Below are 15,185 nucleotides of genomic sequence, written 5' to 3'. Positions count from 1 at the left end.
ACGGTGACACTTGGCGGACCCGACCCGGCTGGAGCGGCTGGAGCTAGAGGTAGAGCCCGGTGCTGTCGTCGGCGACCCGGTCGGCGGCGACGGCGTGCACGTCACGCTCCCGCATGACGACGTACAGCTCGCCGGCCACCTCGACCTCGGACTTGTCCTCGGGGTCGAAGAGCACCCGGTCCCCGATCTGCACCGCGCGGGCGTGCGGCCCGACGGCCACGACCTTCGACCACGACAGCCGGCGCGCGCCCATGGCCGCCGTGGCGGGGATGACGATGCCGCCGGAGGATCGCCGCTCGCCGGACTCCCGGTCCAGCTCGACCAGGATGCGGTCGTGCAGCATCTTGATCGGGGTCTTGCTGTCGCTCACCGTCAACGGGCGATCTTGCGCAGCACGACGACCAGTCCGACGACGCCGACCACGGCGCCGGCGGTCTTGAGGATGTTGTCGGTCCGGGGCTGGCCGGTGACCGGGTCGACGTACGCCGCCTTCACCGCCGCCACCTGCCGACCGATGATCGTCTTGGGGCTGGAGCGGTAGAGCAGCTGGTCGATGGTCCCGGCGAGGCGCTCGCGGGTCTCCTCGATCTCGCGCTCGAGCGCGGACGTGCGGTCGTCCTGGGTCATGGGGGCGAGGCTACCAACCCGGTCGTCGGCGGACCCGGGTAGGTTTCCGGCCATGACGCGTCTGCAGCCCGGAGACCCGGCCCCCGACTTCACGCTGACCTCCGACACCGGCGCCGAGGTGTCCCTCAGCGACCTGCGCGGCCGCAAGGTGATCGTCTACTTCTACCCCGCCGCCATGACGCCCGGCTGCACCAAGCAGGCTTGCGACTTCACCGACTCCCTGGACTCGCTGAAGGCGCAGGGGTACGACGTCGTCGGCATCTCACCTGACAAGCCGGAGAAGCTGGCGAAGTTCCGCGAGCGCGACAACCTCACGATCACGCTCCTCTCCGACCCGGCCAAGGAGGTCCTCACCGCCTGGGGTGCGTTCGGAGAGAAGAAGCTCTACGGCAAGCTCGTCGAGGGCGTGATCCGGTCGACCTTCGTCGTCGGCGAGGACGGCAAGATCGAGCACGCCGCCTACAACGTCAAGGCCACCGGCCACGTCGCCAAGCTGCGCAAGGACCTCGCGATCTGACACGCGGCCCCGGCCCGCGTACGTCGGCCTCGTCCGCCTCAGACGGTGTCGGCGTTCGCCTAAACCAGTAGATGTGCCGGAGGCGGGATTTGAACCCGCACGCCCTAAGGCACGGCGTCCTAAGCGCCGCGTGTCTGCCGTTCCACCACTCCGGCGAAGCGGCGTCAGTCTAGGACCGCATTCGGACGCGCCGCGAACTGGTCGATCTGGGTATACGCCCCGGTGTACTTGCCTCGGCTGAGCCCCGCGAAGTTGGACGTCTGGCTATGGCAGTTGGGACAGAGGAACCGCAGATTCTCAAGCAGATTGTTGTGGTAGTCCCCGTCGACATGGTCGACGTGAAGGCGGATCGGCCGGTCCTGCCATGAATCTGCGAGCCCACACTCGGCACATCGATACGGCACGCCCATCTCCAGCATCGCCCGGCGGAGCAGAGGAGGCTTCGTGCGCCCGCTTCCCGGAATGGTGCGGACCAGTATCAGAGCGGCGGTGAGTCGCCGACGTGCAGAGCCGTTCTTCCGATGTGGCTGGAAGTGGGAGGTGTCGATGCCCATCTTCTTGATGGTGCGGCTGATGTGTGCGTGCGTCCCGCCGGCCTGTGCCAGTCCGAGCGCACGGAGGACATCCGCGACGGAGTGGCTCGCTGCTACGGCCTCGGACAGCATCTCCTCGGTGTACTTGCGACGTACTGCCATGATCTGACGCTATGGCTGACCACCGACACTCCTGCTTGGTCCTCGCCTCCCAGTCCCCCGCCCGGCTTCAAACGCTCCGCGACGCCGGCATCGAGCCGGTGGTCATCGTCAGTGGCGTGGACGAGGACCAGCTCGCCGGCCTGCCGCCGGTCGAGCTGGCCGAGCAGCTGGCGGTCCTCAAGGCCGAGGCGGTCGCGAAGCGGCCCGAGGTGCCGCAGGGCGCACTCGTCCTGGGGTGCGACTCGGTGCTGGAGCTCGACGGCGAGGCGCTGGGCAAGCCCGGCACGCCGGAGGAGGCGGTACGCCGCTGGCAGGCGATGCGCGGCCGCAGCGGTGTGCTCGTGACCGGTCACTGCGTGGTCGACACCGCGACCGGCCGGCAGGCGACGGCGAGTGCCGCCACCACGGTCCACTTCGCCGATGTCACCGACGAGGAGATCGCGGCGTACGTCGCCACCGGCGAGCCGCTCCACGTCGCCGGGGCCTTCACCGTCGACGGTCTCGGAGGCGCGTTCGTCAGCGGGATCGAGGGCGACTTCCACAACGTCGTCGGCGTGAGCCTGCCCCGCCTGCGGGAGCTGGTCGCGGAGCTCGGTCACAGCTGGACCGGGCTCTGGACCTCCTCCGGGTCGTCGTAGATCTCCACGAGCGAGATCGGCCGGTGGAACACGAACCGGCGGAACAGGTAGAACCGCGCGACCAGCCCCCCGGCCAGGCCGATGACGTTCGCCGACAGGTTGTCGGCCAGCGGCGACTCCAGGCCGAGCACGCTGCGGGAGAACCACAGGCAGCACACCGGGAGCGACATCGTGACGACGTTGATCACGACGTACGCCGTACGTCCGCCGTCGGCGTGACGCGGAGGGCGGTGCCGGAACGCCCACGAGCGACTCAGCTCGTAGCTGATCACCATGCCGACCGTGTTGGCGATGACGTAGGCCGTGATCGGGTGACCGCTCAGCGGAGCGTCGCCGGAGGGGTTGAAGCCGTGCAGCAGCAGGTTGAAGATCAGGAACGCCACCGTCGTCGACACGCCTCCGACGGCCATGAAGCGACCGACCTCGGTGAGGGCTGGGAGCTCCAGCGGGCGGCGCGGCATGGCCGACACTCTAAAGGCCGGGCAGCCACCCCAGATGCAGGACCTGAGTCCCACCTGCTGACGCGTGAACTCGGGACGGCTCACTCGACCGGCAGGCCGAGCCCCCGCGCGATGAGCATGCGCTGCACCTCCGAGGTGCCCTCCCCGATCTCGAGGATCTTGGCGTCGCGGTAGAACCGTGCGACGGGGTACTCCTCCATGAAGCCGTAGCCACCGAAGACCTGGGTCGCGATCCGGGTGGCCGTCACGGCCGACTCGGTGGCGTAGAGCTTCGCGACGGCGGCGGCGCGCTTGAACTCCGCGACCGGCACGCTCCGCCCCTCCTGCAGGCCGTCCTTCATCGCCGCCGCCTTGTAGGTGAGCAGCCGGGAGGCCTGCAGCATGACCTCGAGGTCGGCGATCTGGAAGGCGACGCCCTGCTTGCGGCCGATCGGTCCTCCGAAGGTCTGCCGTTCGGCGGCGTAGGCGACGCACTGCTCCAGGCAGGCCTGGATCAGGCCGACCGCCAGCGCCGCGATGGCGACCCGCCCGTCGTCGAGGATGGCGAGGAACTGGGCATAGCCGCGACCGCGCTCGCCCAGCAGGTGGTCGGCCGGCACGCGGACGTCCTCGAAGCTGAGCGGATGGGTGTCGGAGGCGTGCCAGCCCAGCTTGTCGTAGGACTTCTCGGCGGTGAAGCCCGGCGTGCCGGACGGCACGACGATCGCCGAGATCTCCGGCCTGGCCTCCCCGGTCGAGGAGCTCGTCGAGGTCCCCGTACGGGCGGTGACCGTCACCAGCGACGTGATCGAGGAGCCGGAGTTGGTGATGAACTGCTTCGCGCCGTTGATGACCCACTCGTCGTCGACCAGCTCCGCCCTGGTGCGGGTGGCCCCCGCGTCCGAGCCGGCGCCGGGCTCGGTGAGGCCGAAGCCGGCCAGGGCCCGGCCGGCGACGAGGTCGGGCAGCCAGCGCGCCCTCTGCTCGGCGGTCCCGTAGGTGAGGATCGGGTTGATGCCGAGGCCGACCGCCGCCTCCAGCGTGATGCCGAGTGACTGGTCGACCCGCCCGAGCTCCTCAATGGCCACGCACAGCGAGGTGAAGTCACCGCCCGCGCCGCCGTACTCCTCGGGGGCCGTGAGGCCGAACAGACCCAGGGTGCCCATCTTCCGCACCACGTCGACCGGGAAGTGATGCTCGCGGTCCCACTGCGCGCAGTGGGGGGCGATCTCCGCCTCGGCGAAGTCCCGGACGACCCGGCGGAACTCCTCGTGCTCACGGGACAGCTCGAATGCCATGGCCCCCAGGTTAGCAATCATTAACCATTGTGGCGTTGGATACGTCACAGGGACCCACGCGCCTCCCGCCCCTAGACTCAGGTGGCCCGCCGGGGCCCAATGATCGTGCGCGCACACCTACGAGGAGTCCACGTTGAGCAAGCCGCTGTCCAAGGTCCTGATCGCGAACCGGGGCGAGATCGCCGTCCGGGTCATCCGCGCCGCCAAGGACGCCGGGATCGCCAGCGTGGCGGTCTACGCCGAGCCCGACGCCAACGCACTGCACGTGCGCCTGGCCGACGAGGCCTACTCGCTCGGCGGTGCCACGCCGGCCGACTCCTACCTCTCGATCGAGAAGATCATCGACGTCGCCAAGAGGTCCGGGGCCGACTCGGTGCACCCGGGCTACGGCTTCCTCGCCGAGAACGCCGACTTCGCCCAGGCCGTCCTCGACGCGGGCCTGATCTGGATCGGCCCCTCGCCCGAGGCGATCGACGCCCTCGGTGACAAGGCCAAGGCCAAGCAGATCGCCCAGAAGGCCAACGCGCCGCTGGCTCCCGGCCTCAAGGACCCGGTCAAGGACGCCGACGAGATCGTCGAGTTCGCGAAGGCCAACGGCCTGCCGGTCGCCATCAAGGCCGTCTTCGGCGGCGGCGGCCGCGGCCTGAAGGTCGCCCGCACGCTCGAGGAGATCCCGGACGCGTTCGAGTCCGCGACGCGCGAGGCCATCGGCGCCTTCGGCCGCGGCGAGTGCCTGGTCGAGAAGTTCCTGGACCAGCCGCGTCACGTCGAGACCCAGTGCCTGGCCGACCAGCACGGCAACGTGGTCGTGGTCTCCACACGCGACTGCTCCCTGCAGCGCCGTCACCAGAAGCTCGTCGAGGAGGCGCCGGCGCCCTTCCTCACCGACGAGCAGGTCCAGCGCCTCTACGACTCCTCCAAGGCCATCCTGCGCGAGGCCGGCTACGTCGGCGCCGGCACCTGCGAGTTCCTCGTCGCCAAGGACGGCACCATCTCCTTCCTCGAGGTCAACACCCGCCTCCAGGTCGAGCACTGCGTCTCCGAGGAGGTCACCGGCATCGACCTGGTCCGCGAGATGTTCCGCATCGCGGCGGGCGAGGAGCTCGGCTACGACGACCCGGAGATCCGCGGCCACTCCATCGAGTTCCGCATCAACGCCGAGGACGGCGGCCGCAACTTCATGCCGGCCCCGGGCACCCTGACCGAGTGGGCGCCGCCGCAGGGCCCCGGCGTCCGCGTCGACGGCGGCTACGAGAAGGGCGAGACCATCCCGGGCTCGTTCGACTCCCTGATCGCCAAGCTCATCGTCACCGGCCGCGACCGCACCCAGGCGCTGGAGCGCTCGCGCCGCGCACTGGCGGAGTTCCAGGTCGACGGCATGCCGACGGTCATCCCGTTCCACCAGGCCGTCATCGAGGACCCGGCGTACGTCGGCGCCTCCAACCCGACCGGCAAGGGCTCCTTCGACGTCTACACCACCTGGATCGAGACCGACTTCGACAACCAGATCCAGCCGTACGCCGGCGACACGGCCGACGCAACTGAGGCCGAGGACAAGCAGAAGGTCGTCGTCGAGGTCGGTGGCCGGCGTCTCGAGGTCGTCATCCCGGCCGGACTGGGCGGCCTGTCCGCGGGCTCGGCGGCGGCGACTGCGAAGAAGCCGAAGCGCTCCGGCGCCAAGAAGGCCGGCGCCGCGGTCTCCGGCGACGCCGTCACCACCCCGATGCAGGGCACCGTCGTCAAGGTCGTCGTCGAGGAGGGCCAGACGGTCGCCGAGGGCGACACCATCGTCGTCATCGAGGCGATGAAGATGGAGCAGCCGCTCAAGGCGCACAAGGCCGGCACCGTGACCGGCCTGGCCGCCGAGGTGGGCGCCACCGTCACCAACGGCGCGGTCATCTGCGAGCTCAAGGACTGAAGCACAACTTCGACGCCCCGTCCCCCTGCGGGACGGGGCGTCGGCGCGTCCGCTGAGACGCGTGACTGATGGGTAACCGATCTGCCGGTTACGTTGACCGCATGTTCACCAAGGTCCTCGTGGCAAACCGTGGCGAGATCGCGATCCGTGCCTTCCGTGCCGCCTACGAGCTCGGCGCCAAGACGGTGGCGGTCTTCCCCTACGAGGACCGGGGCAGCGAGCACCGCCTCAAGGCCGACGAGGCCTATGAGATCGGCGAGCGCGGGCATCCGGTCCGCGCCTACCTCGACCCCGACGCCATCGTGCAGGCGGCGGTCCAGGCCGGTGCCGACGCGGTCTACCCCGGCTACGGGTTCCTCTCGGAGAACCCGGCGCTGGCCGAGGCGTGCGCGGCGGCGGGCATCGCGTTCGTGGGTCCGTCGGCCGAGGTGCTGGAGCTGACGGGCAACAAGGCCCGCGCCATCGCCGCGGCCCAGGCGGCCGGCGTACCGACGCTGGCCAGCGTCGCGCCCTCCACCGACGTGGACGCGCTCGTGGCGGCCGCCGAGGGCCTGCGCTACCCGCTGTTCGTCAAGGCCGTCGCCGGCGGCGGTGGCCGCGGCATGCGGCGCGTCGACGAGCCGGGTCCGGACGCGAGCAGGCTCCGTGAGGCGGTCGAGACCTGCATGCGCGAGGCCGAGGGCGCCTTCGGCGACCCGACGGTCTTCATCGAGCAGGCCGTCGTCGAGCCGCGCCACATCGAGGTGCAGATCCTCGCGGACGGCGAGGGGAACGTGATCCACCTCTTCGAGCGGGACTGCTCGGTGCAGCGCCGCCACCAGAAGGTGGTCGAGATCGCCCCGGCGCCCAACCTCGACCCGGCGCTGCGCGAGCGGATCTGCGCCGACGCGGTGCGGTTCGCGCAGGCGATCGGCTACCGCAACGCCGGCACCGTGGAGTTCCTCCTCGACCCCGAGGGCAACTACGTCTTCATCGAGATGAACCCCCGCATCCAGGTGGAGCACACCGTGACCGAGGAGGTCACCGACGTCGACCTGGTGCAGTCGCAGCTGCGGATCGCCTCGGGCGAGACGCTGGCCGACCTCGGGCTGTCGCAGGAGACGGTACGGCTGCGGGGCGCGGCCCTGCAGTGCCGCATCACCACCGAGGACCCGGCCAACAACTTCCGCCCCGACACCGGCGTGATCACGACGTACCGCTCCCCCGGCGGCGCCGGCGTCCGCGTCGACGGCGGCACGACCTACTCGGGCGCGGAGGTCAGCGCCCACTTCGACTCGATGCTGGCCAAGCTGACCTGCCGCGGCCGCACCTTCACCGACGCGGTACGCCGGGCGCGCCGGGCGGTCGCCGAGTTCCGGATCCGTGGCGTGGCGACCAACATCGCGTTCCTCCAGGCGCTGCTCGACGACCCCGACTTCGCGGCCGGCCGGGTCACCACCAGCTTCATCGAGACCCATCCGCAGTTGCTGACCGCCCGCGCCAGTGGCGACCGCGGCACCAAGCTCCTGACGTTCCTGGCCGACGTCACCGTCAACCAGCCGTACGGCGCCGCACCGGTCTCGGTCGACCCGCTGACCAAGCTGCCCGACCTCGGTGACCTGGCGGTGCCCCACGGCAGCCGGCAGCGTCTGCTCGAGCTCGGCCCGGAGGGGTTCGCCCGCGCGCTGCGCGAGCAGCGGCAGGTCGCGGTCACCGACACGACCTTCCGCGACGCCCACCAGTCGCTGCTCGCGACCCGGGTCCGCACCCGGGACCTGGTCGGCGTCGCCGGCCACGTGGCTCGACTGACCCCGCAGCTGTGGTCCCTGGAGTGCTGGGGCGGCGCCACCTACGACGTGGCGCTGCGGTTCCTGTCCGAGGACCCGTGGGAGCGACTGGAGACGCTGCGCGCGGCGGTGCCGAACATCTGCCTGCAGATGCTGCTGCGCGGTCGCAACACCGTCGGCTACACGCCGTACCCCACGTCGGTGACCACCGCCTTCGTCGAGGAGGCCGCGGCCACCGGGATCGACGTGTTCCGCGTGTTCGACGCGCTCAACGACGTCGACCAGATGCGGCCAGCGATCGAGGCGGTCCGTGCGACCGGAACGGCCGTGGCAGAGGTGGCGCTGTGCTACACCGGCGACCTCTCCGATCCCGGCGAGCGGCTCTACACCCTCGACTACTACCTGCGGCTGGCCGAGCAGATCGTCGCCGCCGGCGCCCACGTCCTCGCGATCAAGGACATGGCCGGCCTGCTGCGCGCGCCGGCCGCCCGTCGGCTGGTGAGCGCGCTGCGCGCGGAGTTCGACCTGCCGGTGCACCTGCACACCCACGACACCCCCGGCGGCCAGCTCGCCACGCTCACCGCGGCCATCGAGGCGGGTGTCGACGCGGTCGACGCCGCCTGCGCCGCGATGGCCGGCACCACCTCCCAGCCGCCGCTGTCCTCGCTGGTCGCGGCGACCGACTTCACCGAGAGGGAGACCGGCCTGTCGCTGGCGGCGGTGAACTCGCTGGAGCCCTACTGGGAGGCCGTGCGCCGCCTCTACGCGCCCTTCGAGTCCGGCCTGCCGGCACCGACCGGGCGGGTCTACCGCCACGAGATCCCCGGTGGGCAGCTGTCCAACCTGCGCCAGCAGGCCATCGCGCTGGGCCTGGGCGAGAAGTTCGAGCAGATCGAGGACATGTACGCCGCCGCCAACGAGATCCTCGGACGCGTCCCGAAGGTCACGCCGTCCTCGAAGGTGATCGGCGACCTGGCGCTCTCCCTGGTCGCCGCCGGCGCGGACCCGGCGCGGTTCGCCGAGGACCCCTCCTCCTACGACGTCCCCGCCAGCGTCGTCGGCTTCCTCCACGGGGAGCTGGGCGACCCGCCCGGGGGGTGGCCGGAGCCGTTCCGCGGCAAGGCCATCGCCGGACGCCCCTGGCAGGCGCCGGAGGAGCAGCTCTCGCCCCACGACGCGCAGGCACTCGGGGCCGACTCCCAGGGTCGGCGCGCCACCCTCAACCGGCTGCTCTTCCCCGGCCCGACGCGCGACTTCGCCGAGGCCCGCTCCCAGTGGGGCGACGTGTCGGTGCTCCCCACGCTGGACTATCTCTACGGGTTGCGCAACGGGGAGGAGCACGTCGTCGAGATCGAGGAGGGCAAGCAGCTCTACCTCGGTGTGGAGGCGGTCAGCGAGCCCGACGAGCGCGGCTACCGCACCGTCATGTGCACCATCAACGGCCAGCTGCGGCCGATCTCGGTGCGCGACCGCTCCGTGGAGGCCGAGGCCGCAGCGGCGGAGAAGGCCGATCCCACCGTCCCGGGCCAGGTCGCCGCACCCTTCCAGGGCGTCGTGACCATCACCGTCGCCGAGGGCGACCAGGTCGCGGCCGGCGACACCGTGGCCACCATCGAGGCCATGAAGATGGAGGCCGCCATCACCGCCCCGATCGCGGGCACCGTCCGGCGGCTCGCCCTGGGCGGCACCCAGGCCGTCGACGGCGGCGACCTGGTCCTCGTCCTGAGCTGACCGAGCGCGACGTCATACGAGCTGGTCGCTCCGGCAGCCAGCTCGCATGACGTCCGACCAGATCAGCCGGCGGCGACCGAGAACCACTGGGACCGCAGTCCCAGCTTCGTCCGGAAGGTCGAGCCGTCGACGTCCACCGCGCGGCCGGCGGTGCCGGTCAGGCGCAGCGTCAGGACGCGGCCGCCCCACTCGCCGTTCCCGTCCCGGCCCAGCACCTGAACCCCCGTCAGCGTGCCGATCGACGGCCACGCGGCCGCGATCCTGGAGGCCGATACGCGGGTGGTCCAGCTGCGCATCGGATTGCCCGGCCACGGGTCGTAGGGGTCGGCCTGCGCCCGCTGGTAGGGCAACCCGCCTTGCACGGTCCACCCGCCGTTGCTCGAGCTGAACTGCGTGAAGGCGGCACGGCCGCCGTGGGTGACGACCTGGCCGCGGGTGGCGTCGACGGCCGCGTTCGTGCTCGGCCGCTCCGCGGCGTACCCGCCGTAGACCTGGCACGACGTCGTGTCGCAGGTCTGCCACGCCCGGCCGCGGGGCGTGTGGTCGCGCTCGTAGGCGGCGTAGGTCCGGGCCGCCACGGCCTGGGCCTGCAGCGTCGCCGGGCTCCAGCCCGACGGCACCTCGCGCGGGACCACGCCGCGCAGGTAGTTCTCCAGCGACAGCACGTTGACGGTGTCGCGGCCGGCGTTGCGCAGCTGGCCGCGGTAGGCGGCGCTGCCGCCGGCATACTGCAGCGTGATCGGCGCCCCGCCCGCCCAGAACGCCAGCGGGCGACCGGAGACGAGCACGCGTGCCCAGCGGGCGCCGGCGGCGCGGGCGGACACCGCGTACCGGCCGTTCCGGAGCGGCTTGATCCGCCAGGACGCCGCCCCCGACCGCAGCCGACCGAGGTCCCACCGTTGCGCTGGCTTGCCGACGGTCCGCACCACCAGGCCGGGCCGGTGCGCCACCACGGTGTCGTCGTCGGTGTCGGCGGTGATCCTCACCCGGATCTGGCCGGCGCTGGCGCCCAGGACGGTGCCCGGGTAGTAGAAGGCCAGGATCTGCGCGGCGGAGAGGCCCTTGCGGGCGGCACCCTCGGCGCCGTACTGCGACATGCCCCGGCCGTGGCCGTAGCCGTGGCCCGTCAGCACCAGCCCCGACCCCGCGGGTACGACGACCACAGGCTCGCTCGCCGCGCGGACCGGCCCGCCCGTGAGGGTCGCGACCAGACACGCGAGCGCCACCGGAACGAGCAGACGGAGTGACCGCTGTGACATGAGAGTCTCCTGTGATGGATGGGACCACCGAAGACTACGGCGTGTCGCTAGCGGAATGAAGGGAAAGTCCGTGAGATCCTTCGCCTTCCGCCCTGCGGGACGAGCAGCCCGCGCCTGTGTGCCATCCCCGCACCGGTCGGGTGGTCACCCCGGCCGCGCGCGACGTCTTCGCAAAGTGTCACCGTGACACGTTGCGTCGAGAGTGACAGTTGGAAGTGTCACCCCCATCGCGAACTGTCACGGTGACACTTTGCGGGCGCGCCCGCCCACCCCACGAGCCCGCCGCAGAGCCCGCCGCGTCACACCTGGTGCAGGCGCCGGGCCGCCTCGGCGACCGACCCGCTCAGCGACGGATAGACCGTGAACGTGTTGGCCACCTGGTCGACGGTCAGGTTCGCCGCCACCGCCAGGCTGATCGGGTGGATGAGCTCGCTGGCGCGCGGGCCGACGACCACGCCACCGATGACCACGCCCGAGCCGGGGCGGGCGATCAGCTTCACGAACCCGTCGTGGATGCCCTGCATCTTGGCGCGCGGGTTGCCCTGCAGGTCCAGCTTGACGACGTCCGCGACGACCTCGCCCTTCTCGACCGCCGCCTCCGACCAGCCGACGGTAGCGATCTCCGGGCTGGTGAAGACGTTCGAGGCGATCTGCTTGAGGTCCATCGGCTGCACCGCGTCGCCGAGGAAGTGGCGCATCGCGATCCGGCCGGCCATGGCGGCCGTGCTGGCGAGCATGAACCCACCGGTGCAGTCGCCGGCGGCGTACACGCCCGGAGCGGTGGTGCGGCTGACCCGGTCGACGCGGACGAACCCGCCGTCGTCGAGCCGGACCCCGGCCTCCTCCAGGCCGAGGCCCGCGGTGTTGGGGATGGAGCCGAGCGCGAGGATGCAGTGAGATCCCGTGACCGTGCGGCCGTCGGTGAGGGTGACCGTCACCGCGTCCTCGCCGTCACCCTCGCGCGTCACGGACAGCATCCGGGACTGGCCGAGGATGCGCATCCCGCGCCGTTCCAGGACGTCCTCGAGCACGGTCGCGGCGTCGGCGTCCTCACCGGGCAGCACCCGGTCGCGGCTGCTGACCAGCGTGACCGGGATGCCCAGTGCGAGGTAGGCGCTCGCGAACTCGGCGCCGGTGACGCCGGAGCCGACCACGATCATGTGGGTCGGCGTCTCGGTGAGGTCGTAGACCTGCTCCCAGGTGAGGATCCGCTCCCCGTCGGGCTGCGCCGTGGGGAGCACGCGCGGGTGGGCGCCAGTGGCGACGAGTACGGCGTCGGCGTGGATCGCCTCCTCACCGCCGTCGGCAAGGCTGGCGACGACCTCGCCGCCGCCCCGGCCGGCGCCGTCCCCGAGCCGTCCGGTGCCCCGCACGATGCGGATCCCGCGCCGGGTCAGCCGCTCCTCGATGTCGGCCGACTGCGCCGCGGCCAGCGCCTTGACGCGCGCGTTGACCGTGCCGAGATCGACCCGGATCGTGGTCGCCGCGTCACCGTGGGCGTCGTGGAAGTTGATGCCGAGCTCGCCGGCGGCCGCCATGTCGGTCATCACCTCGGCGGTGGCGATGAGGGTCTTGCTCGGCACGCAGTCGGTGAGCACCGCGCTGCCGCCCAGGCCGTCCCGGTCGATCACGGTGACCTCAGCGCCGAGCTGCTTGGCGACCAGCGCCGCCTCGTAGCCGCCCGGACCGCCACCGATGATCACCACGCCGCTCATGGAGACCATTCTCCCCGAGGCGTCACGGCCGGCCACAACCGGGACACGACGGGGGCGCACCTCGGCACCGAACGCCAGGACGCCCCGGCCGAGTCGGCCGGGGCGTCCTGGGAAGGCGTACGTCAGAGGTTGATCATGTGGCCGGCGATGCCGTGGACGGCCTCCTTGACCGCCTCCGACAGCGTCGGGTGGGCGAAGACGTTGCGCGAGACCTCGTCGGCGGTGAGGTCCCACTGCTGGGCCAGCGTCAGCGCCGGGAGCAGCTCGGTGACGTCGGGGCCGATCATGTGCGCGCCGAGGATCTCGTTGTGCTCGGCGTCGGCGACGACCTTGACGAACCCGACGGCCTCGCCCAGCCCCATGGCCTTGCCGTTGGCCGAGAACGGGAAGGTGGCCGTCTTGACGTCGTACCCCTTCTCCTTGGCCTGCGCCTCGGAGTAGCCGAACGACCCGATCTGCGGCTGACAGTACGTCGCCCGCGGGATCATGTCGAAGTCGATCTCCTGGGTCTCCGCACCCGCGATCGTCTCGGCGGCGACGATGCCCATCGCCTCGGCCACGTGGGCCAGCATCATCTTGCCGGTGACGTCGCCGATGGCGTAGACGCCCTCGACGTTGGTGCGGCCGCGCCCGTCGACCGCGATCGCGCCGCGGTCGGTGGTCGCCACGCCGGTGTTCTCCAGGCCGTAGCCCTCCAGCCGCGGCGCGAAGCCGAACGCGGCGAGGAACTTGCCGGCCTCGAGCACCTGCTCGTCGCCACCGGCGGCCGGGGCCACGGTGACCCGGACGCCGGAGCCGGTGTCCTCGACCTTCTTCACGGCGGTCGAGAGCATCACCTTCACGCCGAGCTTCTTGTAGTGCTTGAGCAGCTCCTTGGACACGTCGGCGTCCTCGGTCGGGACCATCCGGTCGAGGAACTCGACGATGGTGACGTCGACGCCGAAGTTCTTCATGACGTAGGCGAACTCGACGCCGATGGCGCCCGAGCCCCCGATGACGATCGACTCGGGGAGCTGGTCGGTGAGGATCTGCTCCTCGTAGGTCACGACGTTCTCGCTGAGCGTCACGCCGGGCACCAGGCGGACGGTGGCACCGGCGGCGATGATGAGGCTGTCGAAGGTGTACGACGTCGTCGCGCCGTCCTTGCCCTTGACGTCGATCGCCTTCGGGCCGGTGAGGGTCCCCCAGCCGTCGATCTCGGTGATCTTGTTCTTCTTCATCAGGAAGTGGACGCCCTTGACGATGCCGGCGCTCACCTGGCGGGAGCGCGCGTGCGTCGGGCCGAAGGACATCGTGGCGTCGCCCTCGATGCCGAACTTCTGCTTCTCGTGGGTCAGCGTGTGGGCGAGCTCCGCGTTCTTGAGGAGCGCCTTGGAGGGGATGCAGCCGACATTGAGGCAGACACCGCCCCAGTACTTCTCTTCCACCACGGCAACGGACTTGCCGAGCTGGGCGGCACGGATCGCGGCGACGTACCCACCGGGGCCGGCACCGAGGACGAGGACATCGAAGTGGGTCACGACGCCAGCCTAATGCGGGGCTCCTCGGCGCCCGATGTCGCCTTCGACACTGCCGGGTAACCTCCGGCGGTCAGCCCGGCGGCATGCCGATGCGCAGGATCTGGGCGAGCGGCCGGCGCGGCGAACGGGCGACCCGGTAGCCCGGCGCGGGATAGCCCGTGGCCACCAGCATGATGATGTTGTCGTGCTCCGGGATGCCGGCTGCCGCCCGCAGCCGGTCCGACGACGCGTTGCTGCGCGACCAGTTGAGGGAGATCGCGCCGAGCCCGAGCCCGTGCAGCGCGAGCAGCAGCGACATCGAGAACAGCCCGCCGTCGATCCAGCCCTGGTTGCGCTCACGGAGGTCACCGAAGCCGCGCAGGTCGGCCGTCACCACGAACAGGCCCGGCACGGTGGACTGGAACCCGGCGGAGCCGTGGTGGATCGCGAGCAGCCGCCGTACGTCCTCCCTGTCGTCGAAGTAGTAGGCGTGCCAGCTCTGCCGGTTGCACACCGACGGCGCGGTGCCCGCGAGCCGGACCGCCTCCTGGATCAGGGCCCGGTCGACCGGGCGGTCCCGGCCGAAGTTGCGCACGCTGTGGCGCGACTCGAAGAGCGCCGCGACCGCCGCGGGATCGAGCCGGTGACCGGCACCGTCCCCGAACGGCGCGATCTCCTGGTCGACCTCCCCGGCGGCGTTCCACGTCGCCAGCGCCTCCAGCGCGGAGGAGACCTGGGCGGCGAAGAAGGTGCCCTCGGCCGCCGGGTTGTCCAGGGCCCGGCGCAGCGGCCCGGCGATCCGGGCGCCGAACGGCTGCTTGGGCTGCGGGAAGGTCAGCGCCTTCTCGATCCGGTGGTAGAGCCGGGTGGCAGCGGCGTCGAGGTTCATCCCGTCCATCGACGTGAACCGCTCCGCGCCGCCCGAGGGGATGGAGTACCGCAGGTAGCGGCGGGCGTCGCGGACGAACTCGCGCACCAGCGCGAGCTCCTGCTTCCGGGCCGCCCAGGCACCGGGGGTGTCGCGCCTGCTTCCCATCTGACTGCCTCTCGCCGGCCGCTGTGCCGATCGGCGGAACGTAACA

At 71.3% G+C, this 15,185-nt stretch carries 13 protein-coding genes and 1 tRNA gene; 4 read left to right on the top strand and 10 right to left on the bottom strand.

The window, feature by feature from the left end; genetic code table 11:
* Positions 1-43: 43 nt before the first annotated feature.
* Together VGE38_RS15850 and VGE38_RS15845 are read right to left on the bottom strand one after the other, a co-directional pair.
* Positions 44-370 (bottom strand): GroES family chaperonin, encoded by a 327-nt coding sequence (locus VGE38_RS15850; RefSeq protein ID WP_524538555.1) that lies wholly within the window; start codon positions 368-370, stop codon positions 44-46.
* A gap of 2 nt (positions 371-372) precedes the next feature.
* Positions 373-627, bottom strand: coding sequence for a DUF3618 domain-containing protein (locus VGE38_RS15845; RefSeq protein ID WP_331143521.1), 255 nt, complete (start codon positions 625-627; stop codon positions 373-375).
* Positions 628-679: 52 nt separating this feature from the next.
* On the opposite strand from VGE38_RS15845, the gene bcp reads away from it, so the two are divergent.
* On the top strand, positions 680-1,144 hold the full coding sequence (gene bcp, locus VGE38_RS15840; protein WP_331143520.1) for a thioredoxin-dependent thiol peroxidase: 465 nt from the start codon (positions 680-682) through the stop codon (positions 1,142-1,144).
* Positions 1,145-1,218: 74 nt separating this feature from the next.
* Here bcp and VGE38_RS15835 read toward each other — a convergent pair.
* Positions 1,219-1,299 (bottom strand) — tRNA-Leu (locus VGE38_RS15835).
* 9 nt (positions 1,300-1,308) lie between these two features.
* Entirely contained in the window at positions 1,309-1,839 is a 531-nt protein-coding gene (locus VGE38_RS15830; RefSeq protein ID WP_331143519.1) for an HNH endonuclease signature motif containing protein, read from the bottom strand.
* Between the two features lie 11 nt (positions 1,840-1,850).
* Between VGE38_RS15830 and VGE38_RS15825 the strand changes: the two genes are divergently transcribed.
* Positions 1,851-2,477 (top strand): Maf family protein, encoded by a 627-nt coding sequence (locus tag VGE38_RS15825; protein ID WP_331143518.1) that lies wholly within the window; start codon positions 1,851-1,853, stop codon positions 2,475-2,477.
* On the opposite strand, the gene VGE38_RS15820 is transcribed toward VGE38_RS15825, so the two are convergent.
* Both VGE38_RS15820 and VGE38_RS15815 read right to left on the bottom strand, forming a co-directional pair.
* Positions 2,435-2,938 carry a GtrA family protein gene (locus tag VGE38_RS15820; protein WP_331143517.1) on the bottom strand — a complete coding sequence of 168 codons (504 nt, stop codon included), beginning with the start codon at positions 2,936-2,938 and terminating at the stop codon, positions 2,435-2,437. The genes VGE38_RS15825 and VGE38_RS15820 overlap by 43 nt on opposite strands.
* 80 nt (positions 2,939-3,018) lie before the next feature.
* Complete coding sequence (locus tag VGE38_RS15815) at positions 3,019-4,215, bottom strand: acyl-CoA dehydrogenase family protein (protein WP_331143516.1); 1,197 nt, start codon at positions 4,213-4,215, stop codon at positions 3,019-3,021.
* 133 nt (positions 4,216-4,348) lie between these two features.
* Between VGE38_RS15815 and VGE38_RS15810 the strand changes: the two genes are divergently transcribed.
* Together VGE38_RS15810 and VGE38_RS15805 are read left to right on the top strand one after the other, a co-directional pair.
* Positions 4,349-6,133: an acetyl/propionyl/methylcrotonyl-CoA carboxylase subunit alpha gene (locus VGE38_RS15810; RefSeq protein ID WP_331143515.1), complete on the top strand. Its 1,785-nt coding sequence runs from the start codon at positions 4,349-4,351 to the stop codon at positions 6,131-6,133.
* Positions 6,134-6,234: 101 nt separating this feature from the next.
* A complete protein-coding gene (locus VGE38_RS15805) occupies positions 6,235-9,630 on the top strand; it encodes a pyruvate carboxylase (protein WP_331143514.1) in 3,396 nt (1,131 codons plus the stop codon).
* A 62-nt stretch (positions 9,631-9,692) separates the two neighbouring features.
* On the opposite strand, the gene VGE38_RS15800 is transcribed toward VGE38_RS15805, so the two are convergent.
* From VGE38_RS15800 to VGE38_RS15785, 4 genes are all read right to left on the bottom strand, one after another.
* A complete protein-coding gene (locus VGE38_RS15800) occupies positions 9,693-10,889 on the bottom strand; it encodes a SpoIID/LytB domain-containing protein (protein ID WP_331143513.1) in 1,197 nt (398 codons plus the stop codon).
* A gap of 299 nt (positions 10,890-11,188) precedes the next feature.
* Positions 11,189-12,604 carry an NAD(P)H-quinone dehydrogenase gene (locus VGE38_RS15795; RefSeq protein WP_331143512.1) on the bottom strand — a complete coding sequence of 472 codons (1,416 nt, stop codon included), beginning with the start codon at positions 12,602-12,604 and terminating at the stop codon, positions 11,189-11,191.
* 122 nt (positions 12,605-12,726) lie between these two features.
* The gene (gene lpdA, locus VGE38_RS15790) at positions 12,727-14,124 is read right to left on the bottom strand and encodes a dihydrolipoyl dehydrogenase (RefSeq protein WP_331143511.1); all 1,398 of its coding nucleotides are present in this window, start codon (positions 14,122-14,124) and stop codon (positions 12,727-12,729) included.
* A 70-nt stretch (positions 14,125-14,194) separates the two neighbouring features.
* The gene (locus VGE38_RS15785; protein WP_331143510.1) at positions 14,195-15,139 is read right to left on the bottom strand and encodes a nitroreductase family protein; all 945 of its coding nucleotides are present in this window, start codon (positions 15,137-15,139) and stop codon (positions 14,195-14,197) included.
* Positions 15,140-15,185 lie beyond the last annotated feature (46 nt).

The organism is Nocardioides sp. (assembly GCF_036405735.1).
GTDB lineage: Bacteria > Actinomycetota > Actinomycetes > Propionibacteriales > Nocardioidaceae > Nocardioides.
This window is presented reverse-complemented; position numbering and strand designations above follow the sequence as displayed.

Excerpts from the sequence above, each read along its gene's own strand:
- VGE38_RS15845 (WP_331143521.1), bottom strand. The coding sequence starts at position 627 with ATGACCCAGGACGACCGCACGTCCGCGCTCGAGCGCGAGATCGAGGAG.
- bcp (WP_331143520.1), top strand. The coding sequence starts at position 680 with ATGACGCGTCTGCAGCCCGGAGACCCGGCCCCCGACTTCACGCTGACC.
- VGE38_RS15830 (WP_331143519.1), bottom strand. The coding sequence starts at position 1,839 with ATGGCAGTACGTCGCAAGTACACCGAGGAGATGCTGTCCGAGGCCGTA.
- VGE38_RS15825 (WP_331143518.1), top strand. The coding sequence starts at position 1,851 with ATGGCTGACCACCGACACTCCTGCTTGGTCCTCGCCTCCCAGTCCCCC.
- VGE38_RS15820 (WP_331143517.1), bottom strand. The coding sequence starts at position 2,938 with ATGCCGCGCCGCCCGCTGGAGCTCCCAGCCCTCACCGAGGTCGGTCGC.
- VGE38_RS15815 (WP_331143516.1), bottom strand. The coding sequence starts at position 4,215 with ATGGCATTCGAGCTGTCCCGTGAGCACGAGGAGTTCCGCCGGGTCGTC.
- VGE38_RS15805 (WP_331143514.1), top strand. The coding sequence starts at position 6,235 with ATGTTCACCAAGGTCCTCGTGGCAAACCGTGGCGAGATCGCGATCCGT.
- VGE38_RS15800 (WP_331143513.1), bottom strand. The coding sequence starts at position 10,889 with ATGTCACAGCGGTCACTCCGTCTGCTCGTTCCGGTGGCGCTCGCGTGT.
- VGE38_RS15795 (WP_331143512.1), bottom strand. The coding sequence starts at position 12,604 with ATGAGCGGCGTGGTGATCATCGGTGGCGGTCCGGGCGGCTACGAGGCG.
- VGE38_RS15785 (WP_331143510.1), bottom strand. The coding sequence starts at position 15,139 with ATGGGAAGCAGGCGCGACACCCCCGGTGCCTGGGCGGCCCGGAAGCAG.